Origin of the sequence: Geodermatophilus bullaregiensis (assembly GCF_016907675.1) — a bacterium.
Taxonomy (GTDB): Bacteria; Actinomycetota; Actinomycetes; order Mycobacteriales; family Geodermatophilaceae; genus Geodermatophilus; species Geodermatophilus bullaregiensis.
On sequence record NZ_JAFBCJ010000001.1, the window covers coordinates 3,541,399 to 3,564,051 of the forward strand.

Genomic DNA, 22,653 nt, shown 5'->3' on the forward strand with positions numbered 1-22,653 from the left:
ATCTCGAACACGATCGGCGGCGCCCGCGAGGAGGTCGGAGATGCCGAGGTTCGTCGTGTTCTTCTCCTACACCGCGGAGACGTGGTCTCGGTTGATCGACCAGCCGGGGGATCGCACCGCTGCTGTGCGAGCCGCGGCGGAGGCCGCCGGCGGCCGGCTGGAGGCGCTGTACTGGATGCTCGGCGGGCACGACGGTCTGGTCGTTCTGGAGGCGCCGGACGCCGAGACCGCCGCCGCGGTCAGCGTCACCTCCTTCAGCAGCGGCACCCTGGGACGTCTGGAGACCCACCAGTTGCTGGACCAGGACCAGCTGCTCACCGTCCTCGGCAAGGCGAGGGAGGTCCGCGGGGCGTTCAGGCCGCCAGGGGCCTGACCGACCTGGTGCGTGGCGATCGGGCGGGCGCCCCGCTCCGGTCGGTCGAGCGCGGGGCGGCCGCTCCGGCTGTGACCCGGCAACCCGGCCGTGCAGATCCACGCGTGCTGGGACCCGCGGAGCGGGGGGACCGGGGCCGGTTCGCTCGACCAACGCCGTGGGTCCCTCCCCGCATGCACTGCCGCAGTGCTGGCGCCGACCGTGGTGCTGGGCCGGCGGGGCGCGGGGTGTGTGGGACCAGCGACCCAAGAGCCTTGACCGAAGACCGTGCGCATCCAGGTCTTGACGCGGCTAACGGGGTTAGCCATCCTGGGAGCTAACAGCATTAGCCGATCCGAGGAGGAGTGTCATGGCCAAGCGACTGTCCGCCGACGTCGACATCGATGCCACACCTGAGCAGGTGTGGGAGGTGCTCACCGACCTGGCCGCCTACCCGGCGTGGAACCCGTTCATCCTGCGGGCCGAGGGGGTCGTGGAGCTGGGCCGTCGGCTGACCGTGACCATGCAGCCGGTCGGCGGTCGGGCGACGACCCTGCGCCCACGGCTCGTCGAGGTCGACGTGCCCCGGCAGTTGCGGTGGCGCGGCACGTCGGGGATGCCCGGGCTGATGGACGCCGAGCACGTCTTCACTCTCGAGCCGCGGGGAAGCGGCACCCGGCTGGTCCAGCAGGAGGACTTCCGAGGCGTGCTGGTCCCGTTCCTCGCCGCATGGTTGGACCGGAGCACGCTGCCCGCCTTCGTGGCGATGAACGAGGCGCTGAAGAGCCGGGCGGAGCATGCGGCCCCGAACATCCGTGGCTGACCCGCTCTCGGTCCGCGCGCGCGAGATCGTGGCCGTCGCCCGCGACGTCCTGGAGCGGGAGGGGTCGGACGCGCTGACCATGCGCCGGATCGCCGAGGTCCTGGGGATCCGGGCCCCCTCCCTGTACAAGCACGTACCCGGCAAGGAGGCGCTGGAGGTCGCCATCGTCATCGCGGGCTTCGAGGAGGCCGCCGCCGCGTTCGAGGCGGCCACCGATGGAACGCCGGAGCCCCTGGCGGCCTTCGTCGAGGCCTATCGCGCCTTCGCGCACGGGCACCCGCACCTGTACCGGCTGATGACCGACCGGCCCCTGCCCCGCGCGGACCTGCCTCCGGGGCTGGAGGAGCGCACCGCCGCGCCGCTCCAGCGAGCCACGGGCGACCCCGCCCGGGCCCGCGCGGCATGGGCATTCGTCCACGGCATGGTCCTGCTCGAGCTCACGGACCGTTTCCCGGAGGACGGGATGACCGAGCAGGCGTGGCAAGCCGGGATCGCTGCGATGCAGCGCCAGGAGTGATCGGGCCGACCCGAGAGGTGCGGTGACACAGGTGGACCGCTCCTTGGTGGAGCATCGCGTCGACCCGTCGCCGTGGCGCATCCTCCACCCCACCGGAGGTCTCGATGCGGCTCGCCGTCACGTTGCTGCCGGGGTGGTTCGTCCTGGTCGAACCGGTCCCGGGGGTCCGGCAGACGTTCTCCCCGGCGTGCGTCTCCGCCGGCGGCCATGGGCTGGGACTTCCCCGTGCGTCCCATCCCGGACGCTGGGGCTCGACACGGCTGGTCGGACCAGGTCCGACCGGACGTCCCAGCCGTGCACTCGAGCACGCGCCGCAGCCGTGGTCGGCGACAGCAGGACAGGAGTCATCATGCAAGGCGTGAAGCGGCGGTCCGTACTCCAGGCCTGCGCCTGCACAGCCGCGGCTGCGGTTGCGGGGAACGCCTTCGTCGGTAAGGCGGCGATGGACTGGTTCCGAGGCCTCACCGCTCCGCGCTGGCAGTTGCCGCTACCTGCCTTCCTGGTCGTCGGTGGGCTCTACTACGGGATCATCGGCTACGTGCTCGCGCGGAGCATCGACCGCCGCGACGCGAGGAGCACCGCATGGAGCCTGGCGGTCCTCGTGGGCAACGAGGCCTGGAACGGGGTCTTCTTCGGCCGTCGGAGCGCTCGTGCCGGCTTCACCGGCCTGTGCGCCTTCGTGGTCCCCCTGGTGGCGCTCCAGCGATCGGTGGTGGGGGACGCACGCTCGCGCCACGTCCTGGCCCCGTACACGGCCTACGTCCTCGTGTACGACCTGCCGTGGACCTACCGGCTGTGGCGGATGAACCCGACCGACGTGCGGACGCGCCTTCCCGACACCGGCGACTGACGAGCCCGGGCCGAGTCGCAACTCGCCGGGCTCCAGCCATCACGAGCGGACAGAGGCGTCGCACGGCCCACCGTTCCGCCTCACCGCATGGGCGGCGTGGGCCGCGCTCGGTGCTCCTGTCCGTCACCGCCGGAGGTCGGTCACCTCGTCGAGCCGACCCAGCTTGTGCGGGTTGCGCATCGCGTACATGTGCGCGATCCGGCCGTCCTGGACGACGAAGGTGATCGCCGTGTCGAACGGGCCGCCCGGGTCGACGTGTGCGGCGACCGTGCCGTTGACCAGCGGCGTGGTGATCCGCACGCCGGGCGCCAGCTCCGCGAAGCGCGCGAGCGCCCGGGCCACCCGCAGCTGGCCGGTGACCGGGCGGAGCGCGGCCGGCGCCAGGCCGCCGCTGTCGGCGACCACCACGACGTCGGGCGCGAGCACGTCCAGCAGGCCCTGCACGTCGCCGGAGGTGACCGCGGCGAGGAACCGGTCCACGACCCGCTGCTGCTCGGCGCGGCCCACCGCCATCCGCGGCCGGCGCGCGGCCACGTGCCCGCGCGCCCGGTGCGCGATCTGCCGCACCGCGGCGTTCGACCTGCCCACCGCCTCGGCGATCTCGTCGTAGGGGACGTCGAACACCTCGTGCAGCACCAGGACCGCACGCTCGGTCGGCTCCAGCGTCTCGAGCACGGTGAGCATCGCGATCGAGACGCTCTCCGCCAGCTCGACGTCGTCGGCCACGTCGGGACTGGTCAGCAGCGGCTCGGGCAGCCACTCGCCGACGTAGTCCTCCCGGCGGCGGGCCATGGTGCGCAGCCGGTTGAGCGCCTGCCGGGTGACGATCCGCACCAGGTACGCCCGCGGGTCCCGCACCGCCGCCCGGTCCGCCTCCGCCCACCGCAGCCAGGTCTCCTGCACCACGTCGTCGGCGTCGGCGGCCGAGCCGAGCATCTGGTAGGCGACGGTGAACAGCAGGCCGCGGTGGGCGAGGAACGGGTCGTCGGTCATGCCGAGGCGGCGCCGTCCGTCGACCGGGCCGCGAGCGGCGGCAGGCCGCAGGACGCAGCGAACTCCTGCGAGCGGATGCCGAGCGCGACGTTGCCCCGCGCGGTCATGTTCATCATGCCGATCCTGGCGGTCAGCTCCACGAGCGCGGGAGCTCCCAGCTCGTCGAGCAGCGCGGCCGACAACTCGTCGGTCACGGCGGGCGGGGTCTGGCTCATCGCCTCGGCGTACTCCATCACCCGCCGCTGCAGAGGTGTGAACGCCGTGGACTCGCGCCACCGCGGCACCTCCCGCGCCCTGGCCTCGTCGAGCCCGCGGTCGTGGGTCATGAAGTAGTGCAGGTCCAGGCAGAAACCGCAGCCGATCGTCGCGGCCGCGGCCATGGCCGCGAACGTCGCGAGGTCGCGGTCCAGCCGGTCCCACGAGTCGACCTTGCGGCCGAAGCTCATCGAGTCCTTCAGCACGGCCGGGTGGTGCCACATGACCCCGGCACCCTCCGGCACTTGGCCGAGCATCCTGCGGCTGATCGTCTTGAGGAGGGTCCCGTAGATGCCGGTGATCTCGATCGCGGGGACCCGGGTGCTGCTCGCCATGTCTCCTCCAGGGTGTGCGGTGGCGTCGACATGGAGACACCGGCCGCGCCGCGGGTGTGACACCCGCGGTCGGGCCCGGCCGGCCGTCGGCTCCACGGGCCGGGAGGGAGTGGGTCCGGACGTCGATCGGTGCTTCACTGACGTGGGCGGCCGTGGCGGGAGCGGGTACCGAACTCGTCTGCTCGCCGCCGCGCTGACCGGTCAGTAGTCGAGTCCCACGGGCGAGGAGCCGCAGATGGGCACGCTCACCGCTTCGCCGTCACCCCGTGCCACCCGGGCCGCCGGACCGCTGGTGCGGCCGTGCGTGGCCGGTGACATCGGTGTCGAGCGCCGAGAGATCGAGTGCGAGCCGGTGGCCGACCCGGCTCCGGCCCAGCCGGATCCGGCGCCGACCGCGCCGGCCGAGCCCGCTCCTGCATGACCCCGCCTCCTGGCCTCCCGGAGCGATCTCCGTCGCTGGTGGCCGGGGAGGTGCAGGGGTACCGGCGGTTCCGGCTGACCGAGGACGGGCTGTGCCCGCCGGTGCACTTCGGCGCCGGGCCCTGGGACGGGCGGATCGAGCGGGCCCGGTGTGCGGTCGACGAGGGGCACGTGCCCCCGGAGTGGGGGTGCGGCTGCGGCCTCTACGGCTGGTACCACCCGAGCTACACCGGCCTGGGCACCGGCTGGGGCAACGTCACGGCGGTCGTCGCCGCCCGTGGCCGCGTCATCCTCGGTGACACCGGCTTCCGGGCCGCGGCGGCGCGCATCGTGGCCGTCAGCCTCCCTCGCCGCACCGGTCCCCGCCGACGGCGCCGGTTGGAGCAGGTGCTCGCCGAGCGCTATCCCGACGTCTCCGTCCACCGGTCCCGGCGGCGCATGGTCCGCCGGCACCCTCCCGAGGACCTCTCCGCGCTGGGCGTCGCGGTCCGTTCCAGCCCGGCCGTGCGCTACCGCTGGACCGCCCTGGTGCTGTGGCTGTGCGGCGTCGTCGCGCTGTGCTCGGTGGCGGTGGTCCCGCGTGCGGTACTCGACCGGTTGGGCCTCGTGGAGTGGCTCGGCGTCCTCGCGTGCTTCCTGCTGTGGCAGGCGGCCCTCGTCTGGCTCGTCTGCCGGGCCTCCCCGCCACCCGCGGGACCCGCCCGGCAGGAGCCCACCGAGGCGCGATGACGCCCCTCGTCCCCGCACGCGGCGTCGGGGTCCGTGCGGGTCCACGAGGCCGGCCGCGGAGCCGTGCACGACCGAGAACTCCCAGGTCGCGGGCGTGAGGTGCTCGACAGCGGCCCGTGTGCCGGGCTGTCCTCTGCCGACACCCGTGCCCCTGCCCCGGCCGGTGAGTCAGGAGGGGCTGTGTTCGATCGACTCGGCCGTCTGGTGTACCGCCGGCGGCGGTGGGTGCTGGCGCTCGCCCTCGTGCTCGTCGTCCTCTCCGGGGTCTGGGGTTCCGGTGTCTTCGGGCAGATGACCGGCGGGGGCTTCGACGACCCCGGCAGCGAGAGCTCGCTAGCCGCCCGGGAGGCCGAACGGGACCTGGGCCGCAGCGCCGCGGACGTCGTCGTCCTGTACTCCAGCGACGACCTGACGGTCGACGACCCCCGCTACGCCGAGGCGGTCGCCTCCACCCTGGACGCCCTGCCGGAGGACGACGTGCTCCGGACCGTCTCCTTCCTCGACAACCCGGATCCGTCGCTGGTCAGCGAGGACCGGCGCAGCACCTACGCCGTGCTCACCCTGCGCGGCGACGAGGACGAGCGGGAGGACGTCCTCGACGCCGTCGAGGAGGACCTGGCCACTCCCGGGCTGACGACGCGGCTCGGCGGGGAGGTGACCCTCAACCGGGACATGAACCAGCAGGTCAGCGAGGACCTCACGCTGGCCGAGAGCATCTCCCTGCCGGTCCTGGCGGTGCTGCTGCTGGCCGTCTTCGGCAGCCTGGCGGCCGCGAGCCTGCCCCTGGCCATCGGCGTGACCGCGATCCTCGGCTCGCTCGCCGCCCTGCGCGCGTTCTCGCTGGTCACCGACGTCTCGATCTTCGCGGTCAACGTGGTGACCGTCCTGGGCCTCGGGCTGGCCATCGACTACGGGCTCTTCGTGGTCAGCCGGTTCCGCGAGGAGGTCCACCGGCAGCGCAGCGTCGAGGACGCCCTGGCCCGGACCCTCGCGACGGCGGGACGCACGGTCGCCGTCTCCGGCGTCACCGTGGCGATCTCGCTGGCTGGTCTGCTCCTCTTCCCGCAGGTCTTCCTCCGCTCGATGGGCTTCGGCGGGATGAGCGCCGTCCTCGTCGCGATGCTGGCCGCCCTGACCCTGCTCCCCGCGCTGCTGGCGGTGCTCGGACCCCGCGTGGACGCCCTCTCGGTGCGGCGCCGGCGCCGGCGGCCGGCCCACGCCGCCCACCGCGACGGGGCGTGGTACCGGATCGCGCGCACCGTCATGCGGCGTCCCGTCGTCCACGGCGTCGCGGTCACGGGGCTGCTGGTGGTCCTCGCGCTGCCCTTCACCCGGGCGGAGTTCGGCGGCATCGACGTGCGCGCCATGCCCGAGGGGGCGGAGAGCCGGGTGGTCGCCGAGACGATCGAGCGCGACTTCCCCCCGGGTCCGGCCGGGCCGGTCGAGGCGATCGTCACGCTGCCCGGCGCGGCCGACTCGCCGGAGGGCGGGGCGGCGCTGCAGACCTACGTCACCGCGGTCGGCGCCGTCCCCGGCGTGGACGGCGCCACGGTCGTCGACGCGGCCGGGAGCACGGCGCGGGTGGCCATCGCCTCCGGTGTCGACCCGGTGGGTCCCGAGAGCAGGCAGCTGGTGGCCGCGGTCCGGTCCGTGTCCCCTCCCGACGGTGCCGAGGTCCTGGTCGGCGGACCGAGCGCGCTCTACGCCGACCTGCTCGACAGCCTCGGCTCGCTGCTGCCCTGGATGGCCGTGCTCGTGGCGGTCACGCTGTTCGTCCTGCTGTTCCTGGCCTTCGGCTCGGTCGTGGTGCCGGTCAAGGCCATGGTGATGAACGTGCTGTCGCTGGGTGCCTCGTTCGGTGCGCTGGTGTGGGTCTTCCAGGACGGTCACCTGTCGGGGGTCCTGGGCTTCACGCCGACCGGCTTCCTGGAGGCCACGTCCCCGATCCTGGTGCTGGCCATCGTCTTCGGGCTGTCCATGGACTACGAGGTCTTCCTCATGTCCCGCATCCGCGAGCAGTACGACCTCACCGGCGACAACACCGCGGCCGTGGCGACCGGGCTGCAGCGCACCGGCGGGATCATCACCAGCGCGGCGCTGCTGCTCGTCGTGGTGATCGGCGCCTTCGCGACCTCCGGCGTCGTCCTCATCAAGATGGTCGGGATCGCGATGCTGATCGCCATCGTCGTCGACGCGACGGTCGTGCGGACGGTGCTCGTGCCGGCCACCATGCGACTGCTCGGCCGGGCCAACTGGTGGGCGCCCGGACCGCTGGGCCGGCTCTACGCCCGCTACGGCATCCGCGAGTCCGAGGGCGAGCCGCTGCCCCGGCCGGAGCGGCTGGTCGACGCCTGACCGACCGTCCGCGGACAGGGCTGCCGCGCCCGACCGGGACCACGACCGCCACCCCGGCCGCGCACCCCTGGCCGCCGGGCCGGGAGTGCCCCAGGCTGTGTGCCTGCAGTGGAGGAGGGGTGCGATGAGGACGAGCCGGGTGGTGCTGACCGGCGCCGCGGTCGGCACGATCGTGGGCACGGCGCGCGCGGACCTCAACGCCACCCACGTGTTCAACCCCGACTGGCCCCCGCACGCCCGCTTCCACGGCGCCGCCGGCTGGGGCACCGTGGCCGGCGCCCAACTGGTCGCGCTGTGGCTGCTGTGGCGGCCGGCGTCCACCACCGCCGAGCAGGACCTGGCGGCCAGGACCGCCGCGCTGCTGCCGGCGGTCGCGTGGGCGCCCTTCTTCGCCGCCCTGGCCACACCCGGCACCGCGGTCGAGGACGAGCCCGGGCACCTGCCGCGCGTGGCCGGCGTGCCGCTCAACCTGGTGCCCGCGACCCTCGTGCCGGCCGTTGCCGCCCTCGGCTACCTGCTGCACCGCCGCGGGCTGTAGTCACCCGCGCCGGAGGGCCTCACCGCGGGGCGGTCCGCCCGACGCCGGTGCGGGTGAGCGGAGTGCTCACCCGCACCGGCGCGGACGGGGGTCGCGACCCGCGGTGCGGCCCTGCCGGGTCAGGGCCGCCCGTTGCGGCGGTTGCCCGACTTGGCGGGCGGGACCAGCGGGTCCGGCAGGGGAGCCTCCGCCCCGACGGGTCCGCCCGTACCCGACACCGGCGGAGCCGGAGGGGGCGGCACGACGACGTCGACGTCCTCGAGGCTGACCGTCCCGACGTCGGCCGTCCCGGAGCCGGTGCCGGTGCCGGTGCCGGTGCCGGTGCCCTGGCTCCCGGACCCGCGCCCGGACAGCTTGTCGATGCTGCCCTGCAGCGGAGCCGGAGCGACGGCCCTGGCCTGCTCCAGGGCCTGCTGGACCTCCGGCCGCTCCACGAGGCCGGCCGCGGCCTGCTTGATCTGCTCGTACCGGTCCCGCCCGGCGCGCGCGCCGAGCACGTACCCGACCCCCAGGCCGAGCCCCAACGACAGCTTGCCCATGACTCTCCTCCAGTCGTCCTCCGCCGGTCGTCCACCGGTTCCGGCGGACCACCTCGGGTGGCGGCCTCGGTGTGCCCGTGTCCGTCGGCGGCCGGGGTGACCCGCCCGCCGCGTCGACGGCCTCCGCCGCCAGCTACCCAGCAGGTGGCGTGCCAACCCGCCCGGCCGCCCGGTCGCGGCGCCGGCCCGGCCGCTCGGGGCGCCGGCGTCGACCGCCGACGACCCCGCGGCCTTGCCGTCTGTGACGCTGCGGTGACGCATCATGCGGAGGCTCGCGTCAGCGACCCGGACGGGAGAGGCGACGCGATGAGCAGGCTCCGCAGCGAGTGGACGCCGGCACAGGTGAAGGAACACCCCGGCGCGACGGACGAGAGCCCCACCGGGGCACGGATCACCGACCGCTCCAGCAGCACGTCGACGTCCCGGGCGGCCGGCCGGGTGGTCACCAGCAGGGCCGGCCTGGTGCCCTCGGGCGGCCTGCAGCAGTGCGGCAGTGACCCGTGACCCGGGAGGGAGGCGCCGTGCCCGGCTCGATCGGCGAGCACGTCCTGCAGGAGCGGTACGGCACCGTCTCCCGTGCCCGCGGCTTCTACGACCACCAGGTGCTCGACCACCTCAACGAGCGCATGCAGGCCTTCGTGGCCCGCGCGGAGATGGTCTTCGTCGCCACCGCCGACTCCGCGGGCGAGGCCGACTGCTCCTTCCGCGCCGGGGAGCCCGGGTTCGTCCGCGTGCTCGACGAGCGGCGGCTCCTCTGTCCCGAGTACCGGGGGAACGGCGTGATGGCCAGCCTCGGCAACATCATCGAGAACGGCCACGTCGGCCTGCTGTTCATCGACTTCTGCGGCGACGGGATCGGCCTGCACGTCAACGGCCGGGCCAGGCTGAGCGAGAACGCCGAGCTGTTGGCCCGGGCCGGCCTCCCCGACGGCGTCCTCGCCGCCCTGGGGCAGCAGGGCGGTCGCCGGCCGGAGTGCTGGGTGGCGGTAGACGTCGTCGAGGCCTACGTCCACTGCTCCAAGCACATCCCGCGGCTGGTGCCGCGTCCTGCGGTGCCCCGGGCCCGGGGCACCGACGACGTGGTCCGCACGGGCGGGGACTTCTTCCGCGCGAAGCACTCACCCCGTCCGTGGGTGGACGGCGACGCCGACCTCTGCGAGCGCTCACACCCCGCATGACGACGAGCGGCCCGGTGCCGCGCTCCCGGGTCCTGGGAGAGCCACGGCGAGCAGCGCCCCCGTCCGTCGGGGACGGCTGCCCGTGCGCCCGGTCCCGGGACGCGGACGACGTCTCGCTCGACCGGGCCGACCCGGCCCTCGGTCATGCCCTCGTCCCTGGGAGCGGCTCCACGGGCGCGAGGTCGTACCCCGGCCCGGTCACCACTCCCGGGGGCCGGCGGGAACGCCGGCTCGACGTCCCCCCGCGCATCAGAGACCGAGGGCTCGCACCATCGCTGCACGGGTGCGCGGTCCGACCACGCCGTCCACGGCGAGCCCCGAAGCCCTCTGGAAGTCGCGGGTCGCCTGCTCCGTCATCGGCCCGAAGACCTCGTCGACGTCGACCCGCCGGTCGAGGGCCTGGACGAGACGCCACTGCCAGGTCGCCACCGCAGCCCCCTTGTCACCGCGGCGGAGCAGCTGGTTCCCGGTGCCCGGCTCCGCGTGGACGACGTCGACGGCGACGCGAGCAGGCCCGCCGAGCGTGGTGACGCGGAGCCCGGTCCTGGCGGCCACCCCGATGCCCCAGGTGAGCACGCCCTCGAAGTCACCCGCGTCGGCGATCTGGCGGAACGCCGCGAACCCCGTCACGTCGGGGAGCGGGCCGGACCGCGTAGGGCTCCCGTCGTCCCGGTGCGCGGCCGCGGGCTGCAAGGTGATCTCGACGACGGCCCGGCCGCGGAGGGGGATCGGCCGGCCCGAACCGTCCTCGATCAGCTGGTCCACGTACCGCACGTGGTACCCGGGGGCCGGGCCCTCGAAGTCGAGGACGAGCCGGTCGAAGTCCTTGTTGCGGCCGGCGCGGACACCCACGAGGAAGGTCCGGCCGTCGCGCTGCGTCACGGTCTCCTCGATCGGGCCCGTCGTCAGGGTGCCCGACAGCTTCTGCCCCACGAGTTCGGTCATGGGCGTCACCGAACCGTGCCGCCGTCACGGGGCCGTCATCCCTGCGTCACCCGGGAGCCGGAGGACGGCCGGGGACGGCCTGGTCACCTGGCGATCGGCGCCGGCCTGCGCCTGTCCCCGGCGACGGGGCGCCGCTAGGGTCGGCCGCGCCCGTTGCAACCCGCTCGCAGGCGAGGCAGCGATGACAGGTGCAGCGCACGTGCGGATCCGGGTCCTGGGGCCGCTGCAGGTCGAGGACGGCGACGGGCCGGTCTCCGTCGGCGGCCACAAGCCTCGGACCCTGCTCGCCGCCCTGCTCGTCGCGCGCGGTGAGGTGGTGTCGGCCGACCGGCTGGTCGGTGCCCTGTGGGGGGACGCCCCGCCCGCAGGGGCCGTGACCGCGCTGCGGGCCTACGTCTCCCGGCTGCGCGGCGTCCTCGGGACCGCCGCGCCCATCCACCACCGCCCGCCCGGCTACTGCCTGTCGCTCGACGCCGCGACCCTCGACGCCGCGGAGTTCGAGCAGCGGCTCCGGGCCGCCCGGGCCGCGGCGGCCGCGGGGGACCCCGCGCGGGCGCTGGCCGACCTCGACGCCGCGCTCGAGCTCTGGCGGGGGGACGCGCTCGCCGAGGTCGCCGACGAGGACTTCGCGGCGGCGGAGGCGGCCCGGCTGACCGAGCTGCGCACCGGCGCCACCGCCGACCGCGCCGACGCGCTGGTGGAGCTGGGCCGGGCGGCGGAGGCGGTGCCCGAGCTCGAGGCGCTGGTGCGCCGGCACCCCTCCTGGGAGCGGCCCGCCGTCACGCTGATGCGGGCCCGGTACGCGACGGGGCACCAGGCCGAGGCGCTCGCCGCCTTCCACGAGCTGCGGGCCCGGCTCGGCGAGGAGCTGGGGGTGGAGCCAGCCGCGCCCGCGCAGGCGCTGTACCGGCGGGTCCTCGCCCACGACCCGGCCCTGGCCGCCACGCCGCCACCCGGGAACCTCCCGCGGCGGGCCAGCGGCTTCGTCGGCCGCGACCGGGAGGTCGAGCGGGTCCTGGCCGCGCTGCGCGCCGGCCCGCTGGTGACGCTGACCGGCGTCGGCGGTACGGGGAAGTCCCGGCTCGCGGTGGAGGCCGCGGCCCGGGACCGGGGACGGTTCGGCGACGGCGTGTGGCTCTGCGAGCTCGCCGCCCTGCCCGAGGGGGCCCCGATCGGCGACGCGGTGTCCGCGGCCCTCGGCATCCGCCAGCGGTCCGGCCTGTCGATCGAGCAGACGGTCCTGGAGTACCTCCGCGACCGCTCGCTGCTGCTGCTCGTGGACAACTGCGAGCACGTGCTCGAGCACGCGGCCCGGCTCGTCGGCGAGGTCGTGCAGCGGTGCCCCCGGGTGGTGGTCCTCGCGACCAGCCGCGAGCCGCTCGGGGTCGACGGTGAGCAGGTGTGGCCGGTCCCGCCCCTGCCGCCCGAGGACGCCACCGCGCTGTTCGTCCAGCGGGCCCGCGCGGCGACGCCGGACTTCCGCCTCGACCCGGCGGCCGCGGACGCCGTCGCCACCATCTGCAGCCGGCTCGACGGCCTGCCGCTGGGCATCGAGCTGGCCGCGGCCCGCATGCGCGTCATGAGCCCGGTCGAGGTCGCCCGCCGGCTCGAGGACACCCCGCTGCTCGGCGGCGGGCGCGGACCGGTCGCGCGGCACCAGAGCCTCGTGGCCACCATCGAGTGGTCCTACCGGCTGCTGCCCGAGCCCGAGCAGCGGCTGTTCCGCGGCATGTCGGTGTTCGCCGGAGGAGCCGACCTGCGCGCGGTGCACCGCGTCGTCGACCCGGCGGCGACCGAGGACGACGTCCTCGACCGGCTCGCCCGGCTCGTCGACCGCTCGATGGTGGTGGCCGCGAGCGGGGTGCGCAGCCGCTACCGGCTGCTGCAGACCCTGCGGGCCTACGGTCGCTCGCGCACCGAAGCCGCCGGTGAGGACGCCGCGCTGGCTCGGCGGCACGTCGCGTACCACGTCGAGTTCGCCGAGCGGGCCGGCCGGGGACTGCAGGGCCCCGACGAGCGGGCGTGGGCGGCGGAGGCCCTCGGCGTCTACGACGACCTGCGCGCGGCATTCACCCGGGCCGCCGCCGACCGCGACTGGGACCTGGCCGTGCGGCTGGTGGCGGCCGTGCCCGAGCTGGTGCACCTGCGCGTCGGCTACGAGGCCTACGCCTGGGCCGAGCAGCTGCTGCACGTCGTGGACCCCGACCACCCGCTGTACCCGGCCGCCGTCGGCGCCGCCGCCCGCGGCGCGTGGAACCGCGGCGACTTCCCCCTCGCCACGGCGACGGCGCGGCTGGCGGGAGGCCGGCTGCCCCTGCCCGGCACCGCCCGCATCGCCCACCCGGGCGACGTGCTCGCCGACGTCGCGCTCTACGACGGCGACGTGGACGCCGCGCTCGCGCACTACACGGCCGAGGCGGCGCGGGCCCGGGCCGACGACGACCGCATCCGGCTGGTCTGGACGCTCTACTACGTCGCGGTGTGCGAGGCGGTCCGCCGCCAACCGGAGCGGGGTCTGGCCGCCGCGCGGGAGAGCCTCGACGTCGCGGAGTCGACGGCCAACCCGACGGCGCAGTCGATGGCCCGCTACGCGCTCGGGCTGGTGCTCAAGAAGTCCGACCCCGACCGCGCCCTGGCGCTGTTCGACGAGGCGGAGGCGCTGGCCGCGGGCGTGCGCAACTTCTGGTGGCAGGGCATCGCGATGATGGAGGCGGCGGCCACCCGGGCGGTGCACGGCGACCCGGTCGTGGCCGCCCGCGCGCTGGTCGCCGTCCTCGCCCACTGGGACCGGGTCGGTGACGCCACGCAGCAGTGGCTCAACCTGCGCTACGCGGCCCGGCTCCTGCAGCGGGTGGGGGCGACGGCGGACGCCGCCGTCCTGCACGACCACCTGGTCGCGGCCGGCAAGCCCTCACCGCTCGGTCCGCCCGACGGGCTCGCGTCCCGGAGCGACCCCCGGGCGGCCGAGGCCGCGGCGGTCGCGCACGCCCGCGCGGCCCTCCGCCGGGTCGCCTCCGGGCGGCTCGTGCCCGGCCCTGCATGAGCGTGCAGCCGCGTTGCAGCCGGTCTGCAACGCGGCGGGGCCACCGTCGTCGCACTGCGGGGACGACCCGCACGACGACGAGGAGCAGACAGATGACCGACACGATCGACGCGACCGCCGCCGACCGCGCCCTGAAGGCCAAGCACCGGGCGATGTGGGGGCTGGGGGACTACCCGGCCGTGGCGAGGGACCTCATCCCCGAGCTGGGGCGCGTCCTGGTCGCCGCGGCCGGGGTGCGCCGCGGCGAGCGGGTCCTGGACGTCGCGGCCGGCACCGGCAACGCCGCCGTCCCCGCCGCGCTGACCGGCGCCGAGGTCGTGGCCTCCGACCTCACCCCGGAGCTGTTCCCGGCCGGACGCGCGTTCGCGGCCCGCGAGGGCGTGGAGCTCTCGTGGGAGGAGGCCGACGCCGAGGCGCTGCCCTACGCGGACGCCGGCTTCGACGTCGTCCTGTCCTGCGTCGGCGTGATGTTCGCGCCGCACCACCAGCAGGCCGCCGACGAGCTGGTGCGGGTCTGCCGCCCCGGCGGGCGGATCGGCCTGGTCAGCTGGACGCCGGAGGGCTTCGTCGGCGAGATGTTCCGGACGATGAAGCCCTACGCGCCCCCGCCGCCGCCCGGTGCGCAGCCGCCGCCGCTGTGGGGCGACGAGCAGCACGTGCGCGAGCTGTTCGGCGACCGGGTCACCGACGTCGTCGCGCGGCGGCAGACCGTGACGACGAGCGGCTGGGAGTCGCCGGAGGCGTGGCGGGACTACTGGAAGTCGGTCTACGGGCCGACGATCGCCACCTACCGCAACATCGCCGACGACCCCGAGCGGGTGGCGGCGCTCGACCGCGACCTGGCCGCGCTCGCCGCGCGGTACGACCGCGGCACGGGAGAGACCGTCCTGGACTGGGAGTACCTGGTCCTGACCGCGCGCCGCGCCTGAGCGGTGCGCCACCCGCGGACCGGCGCCGGGGGACCGGCGCCGGCCCGTCCTGAGCAGTGGAGGAGTGCAGACGTGGTCGATCTCCTCGTCCGGCGGGACGACCTGCGGGTCGTCCGCGTCGACCCCGGCGAGCCGGCGCGGACCGAGGTGGCCGCGGGCACGGTGCAGTTCGTCGTCGAGCGCTTCGGGCTCACCGCCAACAACCTCACCTACGCCGTGCTGGGCGACCGGTGGCGCTACTGGGACCACTTCCCGGGGCCGGACGGCTGGGGGCGGGTGCCCGCCTGGGGCTTCGGCCGGGTGGCGGCCTCCGGTGTCGACGGCGTCGCCGTGGGGGACCGCTTCTTCGGGTTCTGGCCGATGACGAGCCGGGTCACCCTGGAGGTGGCCGCGGGTGCGGGCGGCGTGGTCGACCGCTCGGCCGCCCGCGCGTCCCTGCCTGCGGTCTACACCCGGTACCTGCGCGCCCTGCCGGAGACCGGCTTCCCGCCCGAGCACGACGACGCCGCGGCGGTCCTGCGGCCGCTGTTCATGACCGGGTGGCTGCTGGCCGACCAGCTCGCCGCACGCGACTGGCACGGCGCCGGAGCGGTGGTGCTGACCTCGGCGTCGAGCCGGACCGCCTGGTGCACCGCGACGGCGATCCGGGCGCGCGACGACGCACCGGCGGTCATCGGGCTGACGTCGGCCGGGCGGGTGGACGACACCGCGGGGCTCGGCCTCTACGACCAGGTGCTGGCCTACGACGACGTCGGCGCGCTGCCGGTCGACCGCGGGGTCGTCCTGGTCGACGTCGCCGGCGACACCGCCGTCCGCGCGGCGGTGCACGAGCGCACCCGGGACGTGCTGCGGGCCTCGATCGTCGTCGGCGCGACGCACTGGACGCGGGCCGGCGGAAGCAGCGGGCTGCCGGGTCCGGCGCCGGTGGTCTTCTCCGCACCGGACGCGGCCGCGGAGGGGACCGCCGCGTCCGGCACGGCGGCGTTCGCGCGCCGGCTCGGCACGGCGTGGGCGGCGTTCGCCACCGACCGGGTGCCCGAGCTGCTCCGGTTCGAGCACGTGACCGGCGCCGACGCCCTCGCCGGGGCCTGGTCGGCGCTCGTCGACGGGGACGTCGACCCCCGCAGGGGACTGGTGGTCAGCCTGTAGGCCCCGTCAGCCTGTGGGCCCCGTCAGCCGGGGGCCGCGGCGGGCTGCTGCTCGAGCCAGCGGCGCCGGGCGTCCTCCAGTGCCGCGACGGCCTGGGCCTTGCGCTCCCAGCCGCGGGTCTCGGCCGACTTGTCCGGCGACAGGGCCTCGTAGATCTCGAAGAAGTGCCAGATCTCGGCGATCTGGTGCATCGGCACGTCCTCGAGCTCCTGCAGGTGCAGCTGTCGCGGGTCGGTCGCCGGCACGCACAGCAGCTTGGCGTCGGGGCCCCGCGTGTCCTCGACCCAGAACACGGCGATGACCCGCGCGCGGACCACGCAGCCGGGGAAGGTGGGCTCGGCGAGCAGCAGGAGCGCGTCGATCGGGTCGCCGTCCTCGGCCAGCGTGTCCGGGACGAACCCGTAGTCGCCGGGGTAGCCGGTGGCGGTGAAGAGCATCCGGTCCAGCCGGATCCGGCCGAGCCGCTGGTCGTACTCGTACCTGTTCCGCGACCCCTTGGGGACCTCGACGATCACGTCGACCAGCACGGACGCCTCCTCCCGCGCCGGTCCCGGTGCGACGGCGTCCGTCGCGGCCGGATCGGCGCCAGCCGACCCTGACCGAGCACCCCTCACCCGTCAACTCGGGTGCTCCCTCGGGCGCGTCCGACCGGTGTCCTCGCCGGGTGCGAGCATGTCGGTTCCCGGAGGCGCGAGCCGAGGAGGCACCCGTGGTCCTGCAGCTGCGTCGACCGATCGTGCAGGCGCCGATGGCGGGTGGCCCGTCGACGCCGGAGCTCGCCGCGGCGGTCTGCGAGGCCGGCGGGCTCGGGTTCCTCGCCGCCGGCTACAAGACGCCGTCCGCGGTGGCCGAGGACGTCCGCGCGCTGCGGGCGCTGACCGGTGAGCGGTTCGGCGTCAACGTCTTCGTCCCCGGACCGCCCGGGGACGACGACGCCGTCCGCCGGTACGCGGGTGAGCTGCGGGCCGACGCCGAGCGGTGGGGCGTCGACCTGGGGGAGCCGAGGGCCGACGACGACGCCTGGGAGGCGAAGGTCGACCTGCTCGCCGAGGAGCGGGTGCCGGTCGTGTCGTTCACCTTCGGCCTGCCGCGTCCGGACATGGTCACCGCGCTGCACGACGCCGGCGCGACCGTGCTGGTCACCGTCACCACGCCGCAGGAGGCGGTCGCCGCCCGCGACGTCGGCGCGGACGCGCTGACCGTGCAGGGCGTCGAGGCCGGCGGGCACCGGGGCGACTTCCTCGACCAGGACGGCGCCGGCGAGTACGGCCTGCTGACGCTGCTGCGCCTCGTCGCCCGGGCGGTGGACCTGCCGCTGGTCGCCGCCGGCGGGCTGGTGGACGGCCCGTCGGTGGCCGCCGTGCTCGTCGCCGGTGCGGAGGCCGCGCAGCTGGGCACGGCGTTCCTGTGCTGCCCCGAGGCGGGCACCAGCCCGGTGCACCGCGAGGCGCTCACCACGTACGGACGGACGGCGCTGACGCGGGCGTTCAGCGGCCGCCGGGCGCGCGGGCTGGTCAACCGGTTCCTCGCCGAGCACACCGCGACGGCGCCGGCGGCCTACCCGCAGGTGCACCACCTGACGACGCCGCTGCGCGCCGCCGCCCGGAAGGCGGGGGACCCGGACGCGATCAACCTGTGGGCCGGTCAGGGCCACCCCCTGGTCGAGGCCCTGCCCGCCGGGGAGCTGGTCCGCCGTCTCGCCGACGACGCGCAGGCGGCACTGCGGACGGTGTCGCGGCGGTGACGGCGGCGGGCTGCCGCCTGCCGCCGTCAGCTGATCAGGTGCCGCAGAACGTGGTGTAGGAGCCGAACGTCTCCGGAGCCGGGGCGGCGTAGCGGTCCAGGCCCGGCCGCTCGTCGAACGGCCGCGTCACGGCCCCGAGCAGCTGCTGCACCGGCGCCAGGTCGCCGTCCGTCGCCGCCTGCAGCGCCTCCTCGACGAGGTGGTTGCGCGGGACGTAGGCGGGGTTGACCCGGTCCATCGCGTCGGCGTCCGGCGCCAGCGCCCGCCAGCGCTCCAGCCAGCCGTCGATGCCCGCCAGGTCCAGGAACAGCTCCCGCGTCGGCTCCACGGACCCGCGCGCCGCCCCGGACAGCCCCCGGTGGAACGACGTCATGTCGACGTGGTCGGCGGCGAGCAGCCCCAGCAGGTCGTCGAACAGCGCTCGCGCCACCTCGTCGTCCAGACCCTCCGGCAGGCCCAGCTTCCGCCGCATGCCGGCCGACCAGGCCGCGTTGTACGCCGGGCGGAACCCGCCCAGCGCCCCCACCGCCCGCTCGATCGCCTTCTCCTGCTCGTCGGCGAGCAGCGGCAGCAGCGCCTCGGCGAACCGCGCGAGGTTCCACTCCATGACGATCGGCTGGTTGCCGTAGGCGTAGCGCCCGCCGTGGTCGATGGAGCTGTACACCGTCGCCGGGTCGAAGGCGTCGAGGAAGGCGCACGGCCCGTAGTCGATGGTCTCGCCGGAGATCGTCGTGTTGTCGGTGTTCATCACCCCGTGCACGAACCCGACGAGCATCCACCGCGCCACCAGCGACGCCTGCGCCGCGATCACCGACTCGAACAGCGCCAGGTACCGGTCGTCGGCGTCGGCGGCGCCGGGGTGGTGCCGGGCGATGGCGACGTCGGCCAGCCGGCGCAGCAGGTCGACGTCGTCGGTCACCCGCGCGTACTGGAAGCTCCCCACCCGCAGGTGACTGCTCGCCACCCGCGCCAGGACGGCCCCGGGCAGCAGCGTCTCGCGACGGATCGGCCGGCCCGTCGCGACGACGGCGAGCGACCGCGTCGTCGGGATGCCGAGGGCGTGCATCGCCTCGCTGACCACGTGCTCGCGCAGCATCGGACCCACCGCGGCCAGGCCGTCGGCGCCGCCGCGCGCGAACGGCGTCCGCCCGGAGCCCTTGAGGTGCAGGTCGCGCAGCCGGCCCTCGGCGTCGGTCAGCTCGCCGAGCAGCAGCGCGCGCCCGTCACCGAGCCGCGGCACGAAGCCGCCGAACTGGTGCCCGGCGTAGGCCTGCGCCACCGGCGCGGCGCCGTCGGGGACCTGCGTGCCGGTCAGCAGGCCGACGCCCTCGGTGCTGCGCAGCCACGCCGGGTCCAGGCCCAGCTCGGTGGCCAGCGGCTCGTTGAGCACGAGCAGCCGCGGGTCGGGCGCCTCGGCCGCCTGCCACGGGACCGCCATCTCCGGCAGCTCCCGCGCGAAGCGGCTCTCGAGGCGGACGTGGGTTGCCGGGGCGACGCTCACCCCCCCGACGGTACGTCCCCGTCCGCTCCCCGGCGGGTCGGACGACGGGCCGCGCGCTTGCGCGGCCTGACCAGGGGTAACGCCGGTCACGTCCAGCACCAACGTCCTGCGACGGAGGAGGAACAGTGACCACGAAGGTCGAGAAGTCGATCCAGGTCGACGTACCGGTGACCACGGCCTACAACCAGTGGACCCAGTTCGAGGACTTCCCCCACTTCATGGGCGGGGTCAAGGAGGTCCGCCAGCTCACGGACAACCGGTTGCACTGGGTCGCCGAGATCGCCGGTGTCCGGCGCGAGTGGGAGGCCGCCGTCCTCGAGCAGGTGCCCGACCGGAAGGTCGCCTGGGCCGCCACGGGCGGCGCGACCAACGCGGGCGCGGTCCGGTTCGAACCCGCCGGGCCGACCTCGACGATCGTGTACCTGGAGCTCGAGTACGAGCCCGAGGGCCTCGTGGAGCAGGTCGGCGACAAGCTCGGCATCGTCGAGCGGCAGGTGCGGTCGGACCTCGAGCGGTTCAAGAGCCTCATCGAGGACCAGGGCTACGCCAGCGGTGCGTGGCGCGGCTCGGTCAACGAGCACCTCGACGTCGGCACGCCCACCACGGGTGACGCCTACGGCTCGCACGGCGACAGCGGCAAGGCCGGCGTCTCGGGCAAGGCCGTCGCCGCCGGCGTGGCGGCGGTGGCCGGTGTCGCGGCGGCGGCCGCGGCCGCGGCCACGTCGTCGGGCGGCAAGGAGCAGGAGGCGCAGCCGGTCGAGCAGCCGGCGCGGCCGGAGGGCGTCGTCCAGTCGCAGGAGGTGACCGTCGTCGACCAGCCGCCGCCGGACGCGGTGGTCCGCGACGACGTGCTCGTCCCGGAGTCCGACCCCGAGGGCTACACCGGCACCAGCTCCACCGAGGGCGTCGAGCGGGGTGTGCGCCCGGACGGAGACGACCCGATGATCGGCGGCGGCAACCGCTGACCCAGGCGGTCGGTGGAGGAGCCGACGACTCCTCCACCGACCGGCCCGCCGGACGCGGCCGGCCGCCCCGGCCGCGTCCGCCGGGCCGGGCTACGCTCGCCGCCACCCTGCGCGAGGAGAGCGGCCATGGACGCCGGCGTCGACACCCTGCAGAAGGCGCTGCAGATCAACCTCGACCCCCGCTGGTACGGCACGATCGCCGAGATCGGCGCCGGCCAGGAGGTCGCCCGGTGGTTCTTCCGGGCGGGCGGCGCGGCCGGCACGGTGGCGAAGACCATGTCGGCCTACGACATGGCGGTCAGCGACGCCGTCTACGGCAAGGCCGACCGCTACGTCTCCAAGGGCCGCCTGCAGGCGATGCTCGACCACGAGTACCAGCTCAACGTCGAACGGCTCGGTGACCAGCGCGGCGACGAGACGGCCTTCTTCGCCTTCGCCGACACCGTCGTGGCGCGCAGCTACCGCGGCGGGAACGAGTGTCACGGCTGGATGGGCGTGGAGTTCCAGTCCCACCCCCGCGACGAGCCCAGCCAGGTCGTCGTCCACGTGCGGATGCTCGACGACGAGGCCCCGCAGCAGCAGGAGGCGCTGGGGATCGTGGGCGTGAACCTGCTGCACGCCGCCTTCTTCCACCACCACGAGCCCGAACGCCTGGTGGAGAGCCTGCTCGACCAGCTGACGACCGGCCGCATCGAGATCGACATGATCGAGCTCAAGGGCATCGAGTTCCGGGCGGTCGACAACCGGGTCATGGCGCTCAAGCTCGTGCAGCTGGGGCTCAGCGGGGCGGCGATGTTCGGGCCCGACCGGCAGGTCCTGCAGCCGAGTGAGGTGCTGCGCAAGAAGGCGATCCTGGTCGAGCGCGGCAGCTTCCGCCCGCCGACGGTGGTCAACATCGACATGCTCGAGGCCGCGCGGGCGGAGTTCCAGGCCGATCCCGCCGTCGCCGACCGCGAGGTCCTGTCGCTCACCGAGCTGACCATGGCGAACCTGCGCGCCGGTGGCGACGTCGTCGACCGCAGGGACTTCCTCGCCCGGGTGGACCTGCTGGCCGCGTGCGGGATGACGGTGCTCATCTCCGACTACGTGGCCTACCACCGGCTCGCGGCCTACCTCGCCTGGCGGACCGACGGCCGGATCGGGATGGTCATGGGCGTCCCGAGCCTGCTCGAGCTGTTCGACGAGGCCAGCCACGCCGACCTGCCCGGCGGGATCCTCGAGAGCTTCGGCCGCCTGTTCAAGAACGACCTCCGGCTCTTCGTCTACCCGATGCTGCGCGACGGCGAGGTCACCACGGTCGAGACCGTCGCGGTCGGCGAGGAGCTGCAGCCGCTCTACGACTACCTGGCGCGACGCGGCAGCTTCGTCCACCTCGACCAGTACAAGCCCGACTACCTGCCCATCCTCAGCCGGGACGTCCTCAAGCGGATCCCCACGGACGACGAGACGTGGGAGTCGATGGTGCCGCCGGAGGTCGCCGAGCTGATCAAGAAGCGCGGCTTCTTCGGCTACCGGCGCGACCGCTGAGCGGGCGCCGGTCCCGGGAGCGGGCCTCACGTCGACCGCGACGCCCGCCACATCGTGTGCTCGCGGGAGATGGCTGCCTCGGCCGAGTCGACGAACTCCTCCCACTCCACCTCCCCGGAGACGTGGGGGAGCAGCGTCCGGATCGCCGACAGCTCCTCGTCCGCGATGGTGTAGGCCGCCGAGAGGGTCACGTACTGCCGGGTCTGAGCCCACGCGCTCGCTGCCGCGCCGAGCGTGGCGACCAGACCGACGAGGTCCCCCTTGCCGACGCTCAGCTCGATCACGTCCAGGGCCTTCAGGGTCCCGGCGACCACCCCGAGGAACTCGAGCCCGATGACGATGAGGTGCCATCGCCAGAGGAGCCGCGTGTTGAGGGCGGTGCGGGCGGCGTACCACTGTTGCTGATCCTCGAGGCGCGCCCGGTCGAAGGTGGCACGTCGTCGTTCGAGCGGGGCGGCGCGCAGCGACCGCATCCACGGGGTGACCTGCACCTGCCCGGTGACCTCGGTCCGGATCGAGGGCAGGTTGCGCAGGCCCCCGAGGATCTCCCGCAGTCGCTCGACGAACAGCCGATCCGCCTCGGCCGCGTCCATGGCGACCGGGAAGAGCTTGCTGCCCACGGCGTACCGCCAGCAGAGGGTCTTGATCGACTCGGCGGCTGCTCGGGCCTCCTGCCAGACGATGTTCGGGCGGGTCGTCGTCCGGTAGGTGCGCACCGCGAGCGTCGAGGCGAACAGGACCGTCGCGATGACACCACCGAGGTCGTAGCCGCGCCCGCCACCGGGGATGAAGCTCGCCGCGGCCGCCCCGATGAACAGGAGCAGCTCGACCCTGGTCAAGCGCAGGTGGAGCCGCTGTCCCCAGGCCGCCGTGCGGTCCGCGACGGTGAACGCGCTCGCGTAGGCAGGACGGTCATCACCGGTGGCCGTGTCCTCGACACTGCCGGCGCCGCGGTCGCCGCCCATC

22 protein-coding genes are annotated in these 22,653 nt (G+C 75.0%); 15 read left to right on the forward strand and 7 right to left on the reverse strand.

What is annotated here, in order from left to right:
- The first annotated feature begins 40 nt into the window (after nucleotides 1-40).
- The 4 genes from JOD57_RS16830 (at nucleotide 41) to JOD57_RS16845 (ending at nucleotide 2,542) form a co-directional block, all read left to right on the forward strand.
- Nucleotides 41-373 (forward strand): GYD domain-containing protein, encoded by a 333-nt coding sequence (locus JOD57_RS16830; protein ID WP_204693060.1) that lies wholly within the window; start codon nucleotides 41-43, stop codon nucleotides 371-373.
- Between the two features lie 349 nt (nucleotides 374-722).
- Nucleotides 723-1,175 (forward strand): SRPBCC domain-containing protein, encoded by a 453-nt coding sequence (locus JOD57_RS16835; protein WP_204693061.1) that lies wholly within the window; start codon nucleotides 723-725, stop codon nucleotides 1,173-1,175.
- Nucleotides 1,168-1,692: a TetR/AcrR family transcriptional regulator gene (locus tag JOD57_RS16840; RefSeq protein ID WP_307824745.1), complete on the forward strand. Its 525-nt coding sequence runs from the start codon at nucleotides 1,168-1,170 to the stop codon at nucleotides 1,690-1,692. The genes JOD57_RS16835 and JOD57_RS16840 overlap by 8 nt, the downstream gene beginning before the upstream one ends.
- 349 nt (nucleotides 1,693-2,041) lie before the next feature.
- Nucleotides 2,042-2,542, forward strand: coding sequence for a tryptophan-rich sensory protein (locus JOD57_RS16845; protein WP_204693063.1), 501 nt, complete (start codon nucleotides 2,042-2,044; stop codon nucleotides 2,540-2,542).
- 123 nt (nucleotides 2,543-2,665) lie between these two features.
- On the opposite strand, the gene JOD57_RS16850 is transcribed toward JOD57_RS16845, so the two are convergent.
- Together JOD57_RS16850 and JOD57_RS16855 are read right to left on the reverse strand one after the other, a co-directional pair.
- Nucleotides 2,666-3,535: an RNA polymerase sigma-70 factor gene (locus JOD57_RS16850; RefSeq protein WP_204693064.1), complete on the reverse strand. Its 870-nt coding sequence runs from the start codon at nucleotides 3,533-3,535 to the stop codon at nucleotides 2,666-2,668.
- Nucleotides 3,532-4,125 carry a carboxymuconolactone decarboxylase family protein gene (locus tag JOD57_RS16855; protein ID WP_204693065.1) on the reverse strand — a complete coding sequence of 198 codons (594 nt, stop codon included), beginning with the start codon at nucleotides 4,123-4,125 and terminating at the stop codon, nucleotides 3,532-3,534. The genes JOD57_RS16850 and JOD57_RS16855 overlap by 4 nt, the downstream gene beginning before the upstream one ends.
- A 459-nt stretch (nucleotides 4,126-4,584) precedes the next feature.
- Between JOD57_RS16855 and JOD57_RS16860 the strand changes: the two genes are divergently transcribed.
- From JOD57_RS16860 to JOD57_RS16870, 3 genes are all read left to right on the forward strand, one after another.
- Entirely contained in the window at nucleotides 4,585-5,274 is a 690-nt protein-coding gene (locus JOD57_RS16860) for a hypothetical protein (protein WP_204693066.1), read from the forward strand.
- A gap of 180 nt (nucleotides 5,275-5,454) precedes the next feature.
- Nucleotides 5,455-7,629: an MMPL family transporter gene (locus JOD57_RS16865; protein WP_204693067.1), complete on the forward strand. Its 2,175-nt coding sequence runs from the start codon at nucleotides 5,455-5,457 to the stop codon at nucleotides 7,627-7,629.
- A gap of 124 nt (nucleotides 7,630-7,753) precedes the next feature.
- Nucleotides 7,754-8,167, forward strand: a complete 414-nt coding sequence (locus tag JOD57_RS16870) for a DUF6640 family protein (protein WP_204693068.1) — start codon at nucleotides 7,754-7,756, stop codon at nucleotides 8,165-8,167.
- Between the two features lie 119 nt (nucleotides 8,168-8,286).
- Here JOD57_RS16870 and JOD57_RS16875 read toward each other — a convergent pair whose 3' ends face one another.
- On the reverse strand, nucleotides 8,287-8,706 hold the full coding sequence (locus tag JOD57_RS16875; protein ID WP_204693069.1) for a hypothetical protein: 420 nt from the start codon (nucleotides 8,704-8,706) through the stop codon (nucleotides 8,287-8,289).
- 306 nt (nucleotides 8,707-9,012) lie between these two features.
- Here JOD57_RS16875 and JOD57_RS16880 point away from each other — a divergent pair, with 306 nt between their 5' ends.
- Together JOD57_RS16880 and JOD57_RS16885 are read left to right on the forward strand one after the other, a co-directional pair.
- Nucleotides 9,013-9,210, forward strand: coding sequence for a hypothetical protein (locus JOD57_RS16880; RefSeq protein WP_204693070.1), 198 nt, complete (start codon nucleotides 9,013-9,015; stop codon nucleotides 9,208-9,210).
- A gap of 17 nt (nucleotides 9,211-9,227) precedes the next feature.
- Entirely contained in the window at nucleotides 9,228-9,884 is a 657-nt protein-coding gene (locus tag JOD57_RS16885) for a pyridoxamine 5'-phosphate oxidase family protein (RefSeq protein ID WP_204693071.1), read from the forward strand.
- A 249-nt stretch (nucleotides 9,885-10,133) separates the two neighbouring features.
- Here the strand turns inward: JOD57_RS16885 and JOD57_RS16890 are convergent, their stop codons facing one another.
- Complete coding sequence (locus JOD57_RS16890; protein ID WP_239568566.1) at nucleotides 10,134-10,829, reverse strand: peptidoglycan-binding domain-containing protein; 696 nt, start codon at nucleotides 10,827-10,829, stop codon at nucleotides 10,134-10,136.
- A gap of 199 nt (nucleotides 10,830-11,028) precedes the next feature.
- Between JOD57_RS16890 and JOD57_RS16895 the strand changes: the two genes are divergently transcribed.
- The 3 genes from JOD57_RS16895 (at nucleotide 11,029) to JOD57_RS16905 (ending at nucleotide 15,950) form a co-directional block, all read left to right on the forward strand.
- The gene (locus JOD57_RS16895; protein ID WP_204693073.1) at nucleotides 11,029-13,872 is read left to right on the forward strand and encodes an AfsR/SARP family transcriptional regulator; all 2,844 of its coding nucleotides are present in this window, start codon (nucleotides 11,029-11,031) and stop codon (nucleotides 13,870-13,872) included.
- A gap of 92 nt (nucleotides 13,873-13,964) precedes the next feature.
- Nucleotides 13,965-14,801, forward strand: a complete 837-nt coding sequence (locus JOD57_RS16900) for a class I SAM-dependent methyltransferase (RefSeq protein ID WP_204693074.1) — start codon at nucleotides 13,965-13,967, stop codon at nucleotides 14,799-14,801.
- 72 nt (nucleotides 14,802-14,873) lie between these two features.
- Nucleotides 14,874-15,950: a DUF2855 family protein gene (locus tag JOD57_RS16905; RefSeq protein WP_204693075.1), complete on the forward strand. Its 1,077-nt coding sequence runs from the start codon at nucleotides 14,874-14,876 to the stop codon at nucleotides 15,948-15,950.
- Nucleotides 15,951-15,973: 23 nt separating this feature from the next.
- Here the strand turns inward: JOD57_RS16905 and JOD57_RS16910 are convergent, their stop codons facing one another.
- The gene (locus tag JOD57_RS16910) at nucleotides 15,974-16,477 is read right to left on the reverse strand and encodes an inorganic diphosphatase (protein ID WP_204693076.1); all 504 of its coding nucleotides are present in this window, start codon (nucleotides 16,475-16,477) and stop codon (nucleotides 15,974-15,976) included.
- 182 nt (nucleotides 16,478-16,659) lie between these two features.
- On the opposite strand from JOD57_RS16910, the gene JOD57_RS16915 reads away from it, so the two are divergent.
- Nucleotides 16,660-17,694, forward strand: a complete 1,035-nt coding sequence (locus JOD57_RS16915; protein WP_307824746.1) for an NAD(P)H-dependent flavin oxidoreductase — start codon at nucleotides 16,660-16,662, stop codon at nucleotides 17,692-17,694.
- Nucleotides 17,695-17,728: 34 nt separating this feature from the next.
- Here the strand turns inward: JOD57_RS16915 and JOD57_RS16920 are convergent, their stop codons facing one another.
- Complete coding sequence (locus JOD57_RS16920) at nucleotides 17,729-19,195, reverse strand: protein adenylyltransferase SelO (protein ID WP_204693077.1); 1,467 nt, start codon at nucleotides 19,193-19,195, stop codon at nucleotides 17,729-17,731.
- A 125-nt stretch (nucleotides 19,196-19,320) separates the two neighbouring features.
- On the opposite strand from JOD57_RS16920, the gene JOD57_RS16925 reads away from it, so the two are divergent.
- Together JOD57_RS16925 and JOD57_RS16930 are read left to right on the forward strand one after the other, a co-directional pair.
- Nucleotides 19,321-20,160, forward strand: coding sequence for an SRPBCC family protein (locus JOD57_RS16925; protein WP_204693078.1), 840 nt, complete (start codon nucleotides 19,321-19,323; stop codon nucleotides 20,158-20,160).
- Nucleotides 20,161-20,286: 126 nt separating this feature from the next.
- Complete coding sequence (locus JOD57_RS16930) at nucleotides 20,287-21,687, forward strand: TonB-dependent receptor (protein ID WP_204693079.1); 1,401 nt, start codon at nucleotides 20,287-20,289, stop codon at nucleotides 21,685-21,687.
- A 26-nt stretch (nucleotides 21,688-21,713) separates the two neighbouring features.
- On the opposite strand, the gene JOD57_RS16935 is transcribed toward JOD57_RS16930, so the two are convergent.
- Nucleotides 21,714-22,652, reverse strand: a complete 939-nt coding sequence (locus JOD57_RS16935; RefSeq protein WP_204693080.1) for a DUF4231 domain-containing protein — start codon at nucleotides 22,650-22,652, stop codon at nucleotides 21,714-21,716.
- Nucleotide 22,653: the final 1 nt, after the last annotated feature.